We start from the raw sequence: 13,965 nt of genomic DNA, 5'->3' as shown, positions 1-13,965 counted from the left end.
AACAGGAGGTAATCACCCCATGGCGCTGTGGGACCAGCTCAAGGAACGCGCGGCGGACATGTCCGCCCAGGCCAAGACCCAGGTCGGCAAGTTCAAGAACAAGGACTTCGCCAACGCCAGCATGGCCATGTGCGCGCTGATCGCCGCGGCCGACGGCAGCATCGACCCCGAGGAGAAGCGCAAGACCGCGGGGTTCATCAGCAGCAACGACACGCTCTCGATCTTCCCGGCGAGCGAGCTGCTGGAGAAGTTCAACCACTACGCGAGCAAGCTCGAGGCCGATTACGACTTCGGCAAGGTCGAGGCCGTCCAGGCCCTGTCCAAGCTCAAGTCGAAGCCGGACGCCGGACGAGCCGTCATCCAGGTCGGCATCATCATCGGTGGCGCCGACGGCAACTTCGACAAGAACGAGATGCAGGCCGTCCGTGAGGCGTGCCAGGCGGTGGGCATCTCGCCCGCCGAGTTCGACCTCTGACAGCTCACGCACGACACGGGCCCCGGCGGTGCTCCGCCGGGGCCCGTTGCCGTACCGGCTCGGTGCGTGCGCCGAGCTGAGACCTCAGAGGTGGCCGGTGGTGGCCGGCAGCAGGTCCTGGAAGGTCCGGCCGCTGGCCGTGGAGCCGATGGCCGTCATGCTCCAGGCGCCGGCACCGTCCCGGCTGACCTTCGCCATGATCTGCGCGTTGTGCTGGCCTGCGCCCGACAGCTCGTAGCGCGCCAGCTCCTCGTTCGTGGTCTCGTCGACCAGCCGGCAGAAGGCGTTCTCGATCTGCGAGAAGTCCTGCCCGGTGAACGAGTTGACCGTGAACACGATCTGCGTGGTGCTCGGCGACAGCCGGGCCAGGTCCACGACGACCGACTCGTCGTCGCCCTCACCGGCGCCGGTCTGGTTGTCGCCCGTGTGCTGGACGGCGCCGTCCTTGCTGCGCAGCTGGCGGAACCACACGGCGTCGACGAGGTTGCCCCCGGCGTCGAACAGCAGCGCCGAGGCGTCCAGGTCGATCGACTGGGACTTCGAGCCGCCGAACAGGCCGCGCTTCTTCACCGCATCCCAGCCCAGGCCCATCCGGACCAGGGTCAGAGCGCCGCCACCGCGCTTGGCCAGCGACACCTTCTCGCCCTTGCTCAGGTTGACACTCACACGTACCCCCTCATGACGCGGAACTGGAGATCAGGCGTTGCTGTGGTCGGCAGCGAGCTCGTCGGCGCTCTTGTGGGTCTCGACGCCCTGCGCCGCGAGCCTGCGGTTGCGCAGGACGCTGGACAGGAACGCGGCCCCGATGAAGGCCACGCCGACGAGACCGGTGACGACCTCGTTGACGTGGTAGCCGATCCCGATCAGCAGGATGGTAGCCAAAGCACCGATCGCCCAGTGCGCGCCGTGCTCCAGGTACACGTAGTCGGCCAGCGTGCCCTTGCGCACCAGGAACACCGTGAGCGACCGGACGAACATCGCGCCGATCAGGCCCAGGCCCAGCGCGATGATGATGGGGTCGGTGGTGATGGCGAACGCGCCGATCACGCCGTCGAACGAGAACGCGGCGTCGAGGACCTCGAGGTAGAGGAACAGGAAGAATCCTGCCTTACCGGTGGCCTTCGCCAGCTGCGACGGGCCGGAGCCGTTGGCCGGGGTCTGGGCGGCCCCGTCGACCTCGTCCATCTGCCGCTGCCCGACCTGCTCGAAGAAGTCGCCCAGGCCGTTGACCGCGAGGTAGGTGATGAGGCCCAGCGAGCCGGCGATGAGCACGACGGCCGCGTCCTCGGCGAGGACGGTGGCCAGCAGCACCAGCACGACGACGGCGATGACGACGGAGAGCCGGTTGAGCTGGCCGATCTTGGCCAGCGGCCGCTCCAGCCAGGCGAGCCACACGTGCTCGCGCTCGGTGAACACCCAGTCCAGGAACAGCATGAACAGGAACATGCCGCCGAACGCCGCGATCTGCGGGTAGGCCTCGTTCAGGAGGTGCGCGTAGCTCGTGGGGTCGCTCTCCGGCCGTCGCTCGAGCGCCAGCGTCATCGCCTCGACCGGGCCGAGGTTCGCGGTGACCCCGACGATCAGCAGCGGGAACACCAGCCGCATGCCGAACACGGCGATGAGGATGCCGATGGTCAGGAAGATCTTCTGCCACCAGTCGCTCATCCGCTCCAGCACCGTGGCGTTGACGACCGCGTTGTCGAACGACAGCGAGATCTCCAGGATGCCCAGGATCGCGCAGAGCAGCAGCGCTTCCCACCCCCCGTAGAGGAGGGCGACGACGAGCGACACCGCCGTCACCGCGTAGGACCAGCCGAAGATCCGAAGGTTCATGTCCTCTATTCCTGATTCCGTCCCGGGGTCCGCGACCCGGCGCCTGTCCTCGCGCCCCGCGCAACACCTCGGGACGCGCGCCCGAGCCGGGCACTGATGTCCAGTGTGCCCGAAACGTCGCGACCTGTCGGAGAGGACCGGATTACGTCACGTTGTCGGGCGCGTCCCGGTCACGCTGCGTCGCACGGATGGTCACAGTACGTGCTAGCGCCCCGTGTGGCGCCAGGCTTGCCTGGTGGATCTTGTCCGACAGACACGCCCTGGTGCCGGCCGCACATCGTGATGCGCCGCCGGCCGGCGAGAAGGACACGAGCGCGGTCACGAGGACCCGGCTGCGCGGCTCACACCGCCGGCGGCGGGATCAAGCCCTGTCGACGCACCAAGCCTCTAGGCCTCGGAACGGACCTCCGCCGACCGTTCGCCCCCCACCGCTGCGCTCACGGCGTAGACGGGGACCGCGCCGCCGCCGGGCGCACCGCCGTCCTCGAGGTCGTGCGCGCGGGTCCGGCCGACCACCCGCCACCGCCCGTCCGGGGTCAGGCACCGCACGCGGTACTCCGCGCCGGTCCCGCCGCCGCTCCAGCTCACGCGGACCGCTCCGCTCGCCTCCCGCACCGCACGGACGGCGCGGGGTGCGCCCGGCCCCGACGCCGGGGACGCAGCCCGTGAGGACTGAGGCGGCGGGGACGGCGGCGGCGACGCCTGTGCGGCGTCGGAGCGCGTGGCGTCCGACGCCCGTCCCGCCTGCAGGGCCGCCACCGCGTACACGGGCACCTCGACGCCCACCGGGGCGCCCCCGTCGTCCATGGAGGTGCCTCCGCAGCGGCCGAGCACCTGCCAGCTGCCGTCGGGGCGCATCCGGCTGACCCGGTAGACGACGCCGGGCGTGGCCGATGCGGCCCACAGCACGAGGACGTCGCTGCGGGCGTCCCGCGCAGCGCTCACCCACGCAGGGGCACTCACCGGGATCCGTGCCAGCGCGGCGACCGCACCGGGATGTCCGGGGCAACGGTCCAGCACGGCGAGCAGGGCAACGGCCCGGTCGCCGGGAGGACCGTCCAGCGCTGCGGCGACGGCCCGGTCGGCGCGCTGCACCTCGCTCCGGGCCCGCTGCAGCTCGGTCGCGGCCTCGGCGCCCCGCGGGCCGGGCACGTCCCCGGCACTGCGGTGCAGGTGCTCCAGGTGCTCCACGGCCTCGTTCCAGCGGCGCGCCGCGCCGGCCTCGGCGGCGGCCCGCCACCGCGTGCCGGCCTCGGCGAGCACGGCGGCGACCTCGTCGGCGACGGCGCGCACGGGCGTGGCGCCGTCGTCGCCCGCATGCCGCTGCGCCTCGCGCACCAGCAGCTGCGCCTGCGCCGGTCGCCCGGCGCGCAGCGCGGCACGAGCGGCCTTCAGCGGCTCCTCCCACGCCGGCCGGCGCGGTGGCGCTCCCGGCGCCGGTTCCGGATCCTCCTCGCCGACATCCAGCTCGACGTCCAGCTCCGCGGCCAACGCGACCAGCACGGCCGCTGCCCGCTGGGGGTCCAGACCGGCTTCCAGTGCCATCTCCAGCAGATGCGCCCGGTCCTGCGCGACGAGCCGGTCCTCCACCAGCACGGCGGCGCGCACCCGCGGCCGGAGGTGGTCGGCCACGTCGGCGGCGATCGCCTCCAGGTAGGCCTCCCGTGCCGCCGGTCCCGGTTCGATCAGCTCCGCGACGTGGACGAGCAGCTCGTCGACGACCGCACGCAGCCGGTCCGGCGGCAGTTCGCGGGCGCGGGCGCGCCACGCCCCGGTGCGGGCGCGCACCTGCGCGTCGGTGGTATCGGCAGTCAGCCCGAGGAGCGCGAACAGGGTGGGCGGGGCGGCTTCGTCGGTGAGCCTTCCGAACTCCTCCAGCAAGGCGCGGACCTGGCGACGCCGCTCCGCGCCGACAGCCTCGCGCACGGGAGCGGCCGCGGCCGGCAGCACCCGGTGACGTCGCAGCCGCACCTCGACCTCGGCGCGCGCCAGCCCGGCCAGCGCCCCGACCTCGTACAGGCCCTCCACCTTGTCGGCCGGGATCCCGCGGTGGCGCTCCACCAGCCGGCTGACGGCCGCGTCGAGCAGCTCGAAACGGGTCGCCTCACGCTGCTCCCGTTGGGCACGGACGCGGGCGGCGGCGGTGCGGCGGCTGCCGGCGTCGCGCAGCTCGGCGCTGCGCGTCGCGTGCTGCGCCACCAGCAGCCCCACGAGCACGCGGTACTTGGGGTGGTCGCGCTGGCGCTGCCACGCCCCCCAGACCTGCGCCACCCGCTCGGCGACGGCCGCGTCGTCCAGGTCGTCGACCGGAGGCAGGTCGTAGAGCTCGAACGGGTCCGACGCGTCCGGTCCACCGCGCTTCTCGACGGCGGCGAGCACGCGTTTGCGGTAGTCGTTGGGATCGAAGGGGGTCAGGTCGGCCATCACCGCTCACCCACGGCGTCACTCACGGCGGCGCGTCTTCCCCAGCTGGTCGCGCTCCCGCGCCACCTCGGACTGCGACAACGTGGCCCCGGTGGTGGCGGTGAGCTCCAGCGGGATGCCGGCGTCGACGTGGAACGCGGTCACGTGCAACACGCCGTCGAACCCCATCTCGAACGTCACGCGCACCTCGCTGCCCTCGTCGTAGCCGGGCGGGATGCCGGAGATCTCCCCGATCATGAGGACCTTCGCGTCCTCCGGCCGGGACGACTCGGCCTGGCCCTGCTGCTCGACGACCGTCACCTGGATCTCGTCCTGGTCGGCGCGGATCGTGCCGTAGGAGCGGCTGGTGCGGATCGGGAGCCGGTCGTTGCGGTGCACCAGCCACGAGGGCTCGAGGCGCCCGGCGAGGGCGTTGACCGCCAAGACCCCGAACCCGCGTGACACCACCGTGTCGACCTGGATCTCCACGGCGCGGCGCACCTGCGACAGCGGCACCGCGTAGGCGTCGGCGACGCGGCGGCAGGCGTCGTCGAGGTCGGCGGGAGCGGCGTCGTCCAGCGGAGCACCGTCACGCAGCCGGCCACGGGTGCGCAGGTCGGCGGCGACCATCCGCTCGAGCTCCTTCTTCTCCCCGTACAGCGCGGCACCCCGGACCACGGCGAGGTCGGGGTCGTGCAGCCGGGGATCCAGCTCCAGGTCGCTGCGCAGTGCGGCCGCGACGGCCGGCATCCGCGACGAGCCGCCGACGAGCAGCACCCGGTCCACGCGGTCGACGCCGCGGCGGGCCGCCTCCGCGAGGCAGGCGCGGGTGAGGTCCACGGTGCGGCGCAGCAGCGGCGCGGTCATCTCCTCCAGCTCGGCGCGCGTGAGGTGCACGGTCGCGCGGGCACCGTCGTGCGCGACGACGACGTCCGTGCTCTCGGCGTCGGTGAGCTGGTGTTTGGCCCGCTCCGCGGCCAGCACGAGCGCCTGCGCACCCGCGGAGTCGTCGAGCGGGTCCTCCGCGTCCGGGTTCTCGGCGCAGAAGCGCCGCGACAGGTGCAGCGCCACCCGCTCGTCCCAGTCGGCGCCGCCGAGCTGGTGGTCGCCGTCCACGGCGAGCACCGAGATCCGTCGGTCGGCCAGCTCGATGACGGTGGCGTCGAACGTGCCGCCGCCCAGGTCGTAGACGAGGACGGTCTCGTGCCGGGTCGCCTCCTGGCTCTTCGAGACGTCGGGGCTGCCGTCGAGGCGCCCGAACCCGTAGGCGAGCGCGGCGGCGATCGGCTCGGACAGCACGTCGACGACGTCGAGCCCGGCGTAGCTGCCCGCGAGCACGGTGGCGCGCCGCTCCTCGTCACCGAAGTAGGCGGGCACCGTGATGACGGCGGCCGAGGGTGTGTCGCCGGTGGCGAAGCCCGCGTCGGCGACCAGGCTCTTGAGGATCAGCGACGAGACGGCGGGCGCCGACCAGCCCGAGCCGTGGGCGACGAAGCGCCACTCCGAATCGCCCATCCGGCGCTTCACGAGGGCGCACACACGCTCCGGGTCGAGCCGGGCCTCGCGGCGCGCACCCTCTCCCACGACGTGCTCGCCCGCGCCGGCGAACAGCACCACCGAGGGGGTGGTCGGCGTACCCGAGAGCCCTGTGAGGACCTCGGGACGACCGTCCGGGCCGGTACGGGCGATGGCGGAGTTCGTGGTGCCGAGATCGATACCGTGGACGGCCACGTTCGGAGACAGTAGCGATAGGTTCCCCGGGATGGCCGACCCCTCGCTCCAGGACCTCGCGGACAAGGTCGACGACCTGTCACGCCTCGTCACCCGACAGACCACCACGCTCGCCACGATCGCCGGTGCGAGCGGGCGCTCCGGGCCCGACGTGCCCCTCCTCGTGGAGCTGCACGCCCTGCGCAACGACGCGCTGGCCTGCGCGGGGACCACCCGCACCCGCAAGGAACGCGCGGCGTTCGCGGCCATCGCCGGCGGGCTGGAGCGCCTGCTCGCCGGCCGCGGCGGCACGCTCGTCTCGCCCCGCCCGGGGCACCCGTTCAGCGCCGCGACGATGGAGGCCGCGGAGGTCGTGAGCACCGACGACCCGGCACTCGACCGCACGGTGGCCGCCTTGCGCGAACCCGGCCTGGAGGTCGAGGGCCGATCGGTGCGCCCGGCGCGCGTGGCCGTGCACCGCCACCGATCCCCCCGACCGACGAACGGCACTTCCGTCGGCTAGGTGGCGACGGAACTGCCGTTCGTCAAGTGGAGCGGGTTCTTACGCGTTCACTTCTTCCAGGACCTCGTCGCTCACGTCGAAGTTCGCGTAGACGTTCTGGACCTCGTCGGAATCCTCGAGGGCCTCGATCAGCCGGAACACCTTCTTGGCCGCGTCGGCGTCCAGCGGGATCGACATCGAGGGCAGGAACGTCGGGTCGGCCGAGTCGTACTCGAGGCCGGCCTCCTGCAGGGCCGTGCGGACCGGGATGAGGTCGGTGGCCTCGGAGACGATCTCGAAGCTCTCGCCGAGATCGTTGACCTCCTCGGCGCCGGCGTCGAGGACCGCGAGCAGGACGTCGTCCTCGGTGAGCCCGTTCTTCGGCACGATCACCACGCCCTTGCGGGTGAACAGGTAGGCCACCGACCCCGGGTCGGCCATCTGGCCGCCGTTGCGGGTCATCGCCGTGCGCACCTCGGTGGCGGCGCGGTTGCGGTTGTCGGTGAGGCACTCGATGAGCACTGCGACGCCGTTCGGGCCGTAGCCCTCGTAGGTGATCGCCTGGTAGTCGGCGCCACCGGCGTCGGCGCCGGAACCGCGCTTGACCGCGCGTTCGATGTTGTCGTTGGGCACCGAGCTCTTCTTCGCCTTCTGGATGGCGTCGTAGAGCGTGGGGTTGCCGTCGGGGTCACCGCCGCCGGTGCGCGCGGCCACCTCGATGTTCTTGATCAGTTTGGCGAACATCTTGCCGCGGCGAGCGTCGATGACGGCCTTCTTGTGCTTGGTGGTAGCCCATTTGGAGTGGCCGCTCATCGATGTCCCTTCTCCGTGCACAGATCCCGACGATCCTACCGTCGGGCCTCCGCGCGACGGAGCCGGTGTGCGTGCATAGGGTGCACGGGTGGGGACGGTCGTGGGTGAACGCCTCGAGGAGCTGCGCGCCCGGTGCGCGCCGCTCACCTTCGCGCCGCTGCCCGAGCTCGCCGCCACGGCGCCCACCGGCCCGGGGTGGTCCAGCGCCGCGGAGCTCGCCGCGCCCGGCTCGGCACGGCTGGACGAGCTGCTGAAGATCGCCGCCGCGAGCGCACCCGCAGGCCCGCACGCCGTCCACGCGCTGCGCACCGTGCTGCGCGAGCTCATCTTCTGCGTCAGCACCGCGGTCTACCTCGTCGACGCCGCGCCGTCGATCACCGCAGACGGGTACTGGTGCCACGCCGGTGGCCGGACCGGCGTGGACCGCAGGCTGCTCGTCAGCCCGGCCACCGCACGGGTCGGCGGGCCGCCCGCGAGCGGCGGCGCCGACGTGCGCGTGCCGTCCACCGCCGCGTTGGACGCCTGGGTCGCCGAGGGGTTCGTCGCGACGGTCGCGCCCCTGGTCGACGCCGTGCGCGCCGCCAGCAGGGTCGGACCGCGCACGCTGTGGGGGTACGTGCTGGACATGCTGCACTTCAACCCGCTCAGCGTGGCCCGCCAGCTCGGGCACGACCGCACCGCCGCGTGGGAGCGCGCAGCCGCGCTCGCCGAGGCGCTGCACGCCGCGGGCGCGCCGCGGTTCTCGCGCCCGGAGCTGGTGCGCTTCGGCGCCGACCCGGACGAGGTGTGGGGCGTGCGGGGCGCGTGCTGCCTCGACTTCAAGGAGCCGACGCACGGCATGTGCCTGACCTGCCCACTGCTGGACGCGGACGCCCGCCACGCGAAGTGGGCCGCCTCGACCCTACGGCCCACCCGTCGCTGAGGTTAGCCTCACCTCTACTGTCGAGGCGTGATCACCGCCGCGTCGCCTCCACTCACCCGTCGCGGGTTCCTCGCCGGCACCGCCGGGCTCGTCTCGCTCGCGGCCTGCACGGCCGACCCGGCGCCGGTCGCCCCCGCGGCCACGCGACCGGTCACCCACCCGCTCGGCACGACCGACGTCCCGGTGGCACCGCGGCGGGTGGTCTCACTGGACTCGAACGGCGCGCTGCAGGTCAGCCTCGAGATGGGCGCCCCGCTCGTCGCGTCCGAGACGCTCGACGGCGCCGTGACGGTGCCCGGGTACCTCCCCGGACCGCCGAGGGGCTTCACCTCGCTCGGGTTCAACCAGCTCGACCTGGAGCGCGTGGCCGCGCTGGCGCCCGATCTCGTGCTCGGCAACGTGCAGCGCGTCGAACCCGCCTACGCCGAGCTCAGCCGGATCGCCCCCACGGTGGCGTACGAGAATGCCGGGGCCGGGCAGGACTGGCGCGAGGCCGTGCGCACCATCGGCGGCGTGCTGGGCGCGGGCGACCGGATCCACGCGCGGCTCGACGAGTACGCCGCGCAGGTGTCGGAGGTGGCGGCGCGGCATGCCGCCACGATCGCCGGGGCCACCGTCGCCTTGCTCCGGTTCACCGCGTCGGAGCTGCGGATCGTGCGCGGCGAGATCTTCGGTGCCTCGATCCTCGCCCACGCCGGGATCCGGCGCCCACCCTCCACCGACACGCCGGGCAGCAGCGCCACCTACGTCTCTCTCACCGAGGAGACCGTCGGTGTCACCGCCGACGCCGACGTGCTGCTCTACTTCGTGGGCGGGGGCGGCTCGGCCCTCGACGCCGCGGCCACCGCGCAGCGCTACCTCTCGGGCGGCCTGTGGGCGCAGCTGCCCGCGGTGCAGGCGGGGCGGGTGGTGGAGCTGGACCCGGTGGCCTGGTGGGACGGCTACTCGGTGTCGGCCGCCCTGGCCTGTGTCGACGAGCTGGACGCCGCGCTGGCCCGCGTCTAACGCGTGGCGGTCTGCTTCACCAGCTCGCAGAACAGGCCGTGCACGCGCAGGTCGCCGGTGAGCTCCGGGTGGAACGAGGTGGCGATCACCGAGCCCTGCCGCACGGCGACGGGGCGACCGGCCGCGGCACCCGCGTCGGCGCCGGTGCTGGTGCGGTCCGGGACGGTGGCGAGGACCTCGACCGCCGGACCGACCGACTCCACCCACGGCGCCCGGATGAAGACCGCGCGCACCGGCCCGTCGACCAGGCCCGAGAACGGGAGGTCGGTCTCGAACGAGTCGACCTGGCGGCCGAACGCGTTGCGCCGCACGACGACGTCAAGGCCGCCGAGCTGCTGCTGGTCGGGCCGGCCGTCGAGCACCTCGCTCGCCAGCAGGATCATCCCGGCGCACGAGCCGTAGGCCGGCATCCCGTCCACGATCCGCTTGCGCAGCGGGTCGAGCAGGTCGAACGTCTGCAGCAGCCGGCTCATCGTGGTGGACTCGCCACCCGGGATCACCAGGGCGTCCACCGCGTCGAGCTCGGAGGCCCGCCGCACCGACACCGCGCGCACGTCACCGCACGCGGTGAGTGCCGCCACGTGCTCGCGGACGTCACCCTGCAAGGCGAGCACGCCGATCACCGGAACCACGCCCACCAGCGTACGTCGCGGGGGCGACGCGGATCCCGGGTACGCCCTTCAGCTCACCGAGCAGCGCCGCGGTGACCTCGACGGGGTAGGGGTCCAGCGCGAACAGCCGCGGGCCGCAGCGGCCCTCCAGGCGCACGTGCACCGGTGTGTCGCCGCGGTGCGCGGCCAGGGTGCGGCGCAGCTCGTCGACGGCGTCGGCGTCGAACCGCTCGGGCGCGCAGGCCAGCACGAGCGGCTCGGGACCGTCCCCGGCCGTGGCCAGGTCGAGCGTGACCAGCTCGTCGCCGAACACCGACATCCGCTCCTCCCGCCAGTTGATCCGCCCTCGCACGGCGACGGCCCCGTCCTCGACGAGCTCCCCGCCGAGCACCGCGTAGGCCTTGGCGAAGAACAGCACCTCCAGGCTCGCGTCGAGGTCCTCCAGGGTGCAGATCGCCCACGGTTCGCCCCGCTTGTCGACGCGCCGCTCCACGGCCGTCACCAGGCCCGCGACGACCACCTCCCCCTCGCGCGGCCGGTCGGCGAGCAGCGCGGCGAGCGGGCGCTCGGCGTGGCGACGCAGCAGCGCCTCGGCGGCGTCGAGCGGGTGGCCCGACACGTAGAGGCCCAGCATCTCGCGCTCCTGGGCGAGCAGCTGCGCGCGCGGGTACTCCTCGGCGCGCAGCGGCAGGTGCGCCAGCGGGGAGACCGCTCCCGGCTCGTCGACGTCGTCGGTCCCGAACAGGTCGAACTGTCCCGCAGCCGCCCGCCGCTTGAGCGGGGCGACTGCGTCGACCGCTGCCTCGTGGACCTCGACGACGGCACGCCGCGTGGCCCCCAGCGACTCGAAGGCTCCCGCTTTCGCCAGCGACTCCAGCGTCCGCTTGCCGCACGCCACCAGCTCGGCGCGTTCCACGAAGTCGGCGAACGACCGGTAGGGCCCGGCGGCCTCGCGCGTGCGCAGGATCGAGTCCACGACGCCTCCCCCGACGTTGCGCACCGCCTCCAGGCCGAAGCGGACGTCGTCGCCGACCGCGGCGAAGCGGCGGGCCGAGGAGTTGACGTCCGGCGGCAGCACGCGGATGCCCAGCTTGCGGCACTCGGCGAGGTATACCGCCGACTTGTCCTTGTCGTTGCCCACCGACGTCAGCAGCGCCGCCATGTACTCCACGGGGTGGTGCGCCTTCAGGTAGGCCGTCCAGTAGCCGACCAGCGCGTAGCCGGCGGCGTGAGACTTGTTGAACGCGTAGCCGGCGAACGGCAGGACCGTGTCCCACAGCGCCTGCACGGCCTCGTCCGAGAAGCCCTGCGTGCGCATCCCGGCGTGGAATCCGCCGAACTCCTCTTCGAGGACCTCCTTCTTCTTCTTGCCCATCGCCCGGCGCAGGACGTCGGCGCGGCCCATCGAGTAGCCGGCCACCCGCTGCGCGATCTGCATGATCTGCTCCTGGTAGACGACCAGGCCGTGGGTCTCGGCGAGGATCTCGCGCAGCGGCTCGGCGAGCTCGGGGTGGATCGGCTCCACCCGCTGGCGCCCGTTCTTGCGGTCGGCGTAGTTGTTGTGCGTGTTCATCGCCATCGGGCCCGGCCGGTACAGCGCGTTGACCGCGACGATGTCGCCGAAGCCGGTGGGCCGCAGGCGGCGCAGCAGCTCCCGCATGGCCGCGCCGTCGAGCTGGAACACGCCCAGGCTCTCCCCGCGCGCCAGCAGCGCGTAGGTCTCGGGGTCGTCGAGCGCGAGGGTGTCGAGGTCGACGTCGACGCCGCGGTTGGCCCGCACGTTCTCGATGGCGTCGCCGATCACGGTGAGGTTGCGCAGGCCGAGGAAGTCCATCTTCAGCAGGCCGACGGCCTCGCAGGAGGGGTAGTCCCAGCCGGTGATCAGCGCGCCGTCGTCGCGCCGCCACAGCGGCACCGTGTCGATCAGCGGCTCGGCCGACATGATCACGGCGCAGGCGTGCACCCCGGCCCCGCGGACGAGGCCCTCCAACCCGCGCGCGGTCTCCATGATCGTGGCCACGCTCTCGTCCCGCTCCACCAGCGCGCGCACCTCGGCGGCCTCGGCGTAGCGCTCGTGCGCCGGATCGACGATCCCGGACAGCGGGATGTCCTTCGCCGCGACGGGAGGGGGTAGCGCCTTGGAGATCCGGTCCGCGATCGCGTATCCGGCCTGCCCGAAGTGCACGCGCGCCGCGTCCTTCACGGCGGCCTTCGTCTTGATCGTGCCGAACGTGATCACCTGCGCGACGCGGTCCGCGCCGTACTTCTCGGTGGCGTAGCGGACCATCTCACCGCGCCGGCGGTCGTCGAAGTCCATGTCGATGTCGGGCATCGAGACGCGCTCGGGGTTGAGGAAGCGCTCGAACAGCAGGCCGTGCCGGATCGGGTCCAGGTTCGTGATGCCCAACGCGTACGCCACGAGCGAGCCTGCCGCCGACCCGCGCCCCGGCCCGACCCGGATCCCCACGCTGCGGGCGTAGGACATGAGGTCGGCGGTGATCAGGAAGTACCCGGGGAAGCCCTTCTGCACGATCACGTCGATCTCGAAGTCGGCGCGCTCGCGGTAGGTCTGCGCCACCCCGCCCGGCAGGCGCCGGGCCAGCCCTTCGGCCACGCTGTGCCGCAACCAGGACGCGGCGTCGTGGCCCGGCGGGACGTCGTGGACCGGCATCCGGTCCCGGCTCGCGAAGACCTCCGCGTAGGAGCCGACGCGCTGCGCCACCTCCAGGGTGCGGTCCGCCGCGCCGGGCACCTCGAGGTCCCAGTAGGCGCGCATCTCGGCGGGAGAGGCCAGGTGGTAGCCGTCGCCGTCGAAGCGGAACCGCGTCGGGTCGGTCAGCGTCTTGCCCGACTGGACGCAGAGCAGGGCGGCGTGGGCCTGCGCCTGCCCGCGGGTGACGTAGTGGGAGTCGTTCGTGGCCAGGGGAGGCAGGTGCAGCGTCCGGGCGATCTCGAGCAGCCCCTCCCGGACCGACCGCTCGATCGGCAGGCCGTGGTCCATCAGCTCCAGGTAGACGTTGCCCGCGCCGAAGAGGTCCTTCAGATCCGACGCGGCCGCCAACGCCTGCGCCCGCTGCCCCAGCCGCAGCCGGGTCTGCACCTCACCCGACGGGCACCCGGTCGTGGCGATGATCCCTCCCGCGTACTCCGCGAGCAGCTCGTGGTCCATCCTCGGCTTGCGGTAATAGCCCTCCATGCTGGCCAGCGAGGAGAGCCGGAACAGGTTGCGCAGCCCGACCGCGTCCTGCGCCAGCAGCGTCAGATGCGTGTACGCGCCGGCACCGGACACGTCCCCGCCCTCGCCCAGCTCGTCGGCGCCGCGCTGGTGGGACTGCCCCCAGAACACCGGCTTGCGGTGGAACCGGCCCGTCGGCGCCACGTAGGCCTCGATGCCGATGATCGGCTTCACACCGGTACGACCAGCCACCCGGTGGAACTCGTCGGCGCCGTAGAGGTTGCCGTGGTCGGTCATCGCCACGGCCGGCATGCCCAGCCGCTCCGCCTCGGCGAACAGCGGCGCGATCTTCGCGGCGCCGTCGAGCATCGAGTACTCGGTGTGGACGTGCAGGTGGGCGAACGAGTCCACGCGTACTCTCCTCGCGGTGGTAGCTGGTGATCAGAGCACCGGCATCACACCGAGGACAGGGTGCAGCGGTCCAACAGCGGACACGCCCACCGTCACAACCAATGG

Annotated in this window: 11 protein-coding genes; 4 read left to right on the top strand and 7 right to left on the bottom strand. The window is 72.9% G+C overall.

The window, feature by feature from the left end; genetic code table 11:
• Positions 1 to 19 precede the first annotated feature (19 nt).
• A complete protein-coding gene (locus tag CFP66_RS15885; RefSeq protein ID WP_094924631.1) occupies positions 20 to 475 on the top strand; it encodes a tellurite resistance TerB family protein in 456 nt (151 codons plus the stop codon).
• 84 nt (positions 476 to 559) lie between these two features.
• Here CFP66_RS15885 and CFP66_RS15880 read toward each other — a convergent pair whose 3' ends face one another.
• The 4 genes from CFP66_RS15880 to CFP66_RS15865 all read right to left on the bottom strand — a co-directional run bounded on the left by CFP66_RS15880 (position 560) and on the right by CFP66_RS15865 (position 6,442).
• Complete coding sequence (locus CFP66_RS15880; RefSeq protein ID WP_094924629.1) at positions 560 to 1,141, bottom strand: TerD family protein; 582 nt, start codon at positions 1,139 to 1,141, stop codon at positions 560 to 562.
• A 30-nt stretch (positions 1,142 to 1,171) separates the two neighbouring features.
• Positions 1,172 to 2,308, bottom strand: coding sequence for a DUF475 domain-containing protein (locus tag CFP66_RS15875; RefSeq protein ID WP_094924627.1), 1,137 nt, complete (start codon positions 2,306 to 2,308; stop codon positions 1,172 to 1,174).
• A 387-nt stretch (positions 2,309 to 2,695) separates the two neighbouring features.
• Positions 2,696 to 4,732 (bottom strand): hypothetical protein, encoded by a 2,037-nt coding sequence (locus CFP66_RS15870; protein WP_094924625.1) that lies wholly within the window; start codon positions 4,730 to 4,732, stop codon positions 2,696 to 2,698.
• Between the two features lie 18 nt (positions 4,733 to 4,750).
• A complete protein-coding gene (locus tag CFP66_RS15865; RefSeq protein ID WP_094924623.1) occupies positions 4,751 to 6,442 on the bottom strand; it encodes an Hsp70 family protein in 1,692 nt (563 codons plus the stop codon).
• A gap of 31 nt (positions 6,443 to 6,473) precedes the next feature.
• Here CFP66_RS15865 and CFP66_RS15860 point away from each other — a divergent pair, with 31 nt between their 5' ends.
• Positions 6,474 to 6,944, top strand: a complete 471-nt coding sequence (locus tag CFP66_RS15860) for a hypothetical protein (RefSeq protein ID WP_094924621.1) — start codon at positions 6,474 to 6,476, stop codon at positions 6,942 to 6,944.
• 39 nt (positions 6,945 to 6,983) lie between these two features.
• On the opposite strand, the gene CFP66_RS15855 is transcribed toward CFP66_RS15860, so the two are convergent.
• A complete protein-coding gene (locus CFP66_RS15855; protein WP_094924619.1) occupies positions 6,984 to 7,736 on the bottom strand; it encodes a YebC/PmpR family DNA-binding transcriptional regulator in 753 nt (250 codons plus the stop codon).
• Positions 7,737 to 7,824: 88 nt separating this feature from the next.
• On the opposite strand from CFP66_RS15855, the gene CFP66_RS15850 reads away from it, so the two are divergent.
• The gene (locus tag CFP66_RS15850; protein WP_094924616.1) at positions 7,825 to 8,658 is read left to right on the top strand and encodes a hypothetical protein; all 834 of its coding nucleotides are present in this window, start codon (positions 7,825 to 7,827) and stop codon (positions 8,656 to 8,658) included.
• 27 nt (positions 8,659 to 8,685) lie between these two features.
• The gene (locus CFP66_RS15845) at positions 8,686 to 9,663 is read left to right on the top strand and encodes an iron-siderophore ABC transporter substrate-binding protein (protein ID WP_094924614.1); all 978 of its coding nucleotides are present in this window, start codon (positions 8,686 to 8,688) and stop codon (positions 9,661 to 9,663) included.
• On the opposite strand, the gene pdxT is transcribed toward CFP66_RS15845, so the two are convergent.
• Both pdxT and dnaE read right to left on the bottom strand, forming a co-directional pair.
• Positions 9,660 to 10,301 (bottom strand): pyridoxal 5'-phosphate synthase glutaminase subunit PdxT, encoded by a 642-nt coding sequence (pdxT, locus tag CFP66_RS15840; RefSeq protein WP_094924612.1) that lies wholly within the window; start codon positions 10,299 to 10,301, stop codon positions 9,660 to 9,662. The two genes, CFP66_RS15845 and pdxT, sit on opposite strands and share 4 nt — an antisense overlap.
• Positions 10,258 to 13,860, bottom strand: a complete 3,603-nt coding sequence (gene dnaE / locus CFP66_RS15835) for a DNA polymerase III subunit alpha (RefSeq protein ID WP_094924609.1) — start codon at positions 13,858 to 13,860, stop codon at positions 10,258 to 10,260. The genes pdxT and dnaE overlap by 44 nt, the downstream gene beginning before the upstream one ends.
• Positions 13,861 to 13,965: the final 105 nt, after the last annotated feature.

Source organism: Pseudonocardia sp. MH-G8, from assembly GCF_002262885.1.
Classification (GTDB): domain Bacteria; phylum Actinomycetota; class Actinomycetes; order Mycobacteriales; family Pseudonocardiaceae; genus Pseudonocardia.
Note: the sequence above shows the minus strand (reverse complement) of the source record. Positions and strands in the feature narration are given on the sequence as shown.

Coding starts and splice junctions, on each gene's coding strand:
- CFP66_RS15885 (WP_094924631.1), top strand. CDS start 20: ATGGCGCTGTGGGACCAGCTCAAGGAACGCGCGGCGGACATGTCCGCC.
- CFP66_RS15875 (WP_094924627.1), bottom strand. CDS start 2,308: ATGAACCTTCGGATCTTCGGCTGGTCCTACGCGGTGACGGCGGTGTCG.
- CFP66_RS15870 (WP_094924625.1), bottom strand. CDS start 4,732: ATGGCCGACCTGACCCCCTTCGATCCCAACGACTACCGCAAACGCGTG.
- CFP66_RS15860 (WP_094924621.1), top strand. CDS start 6,474: ATGGCCGACCCCTCGCTCCAGGACCTCGCGGACAAGGTCGACGACCTG.
- CFP66_RS15855 (WP_094924619.1), bottom strand. CDS start 7,736: ATGAGCGGCCACTCCAAATGGGCTACCACCAAGCACAAGAAGGCCGTC.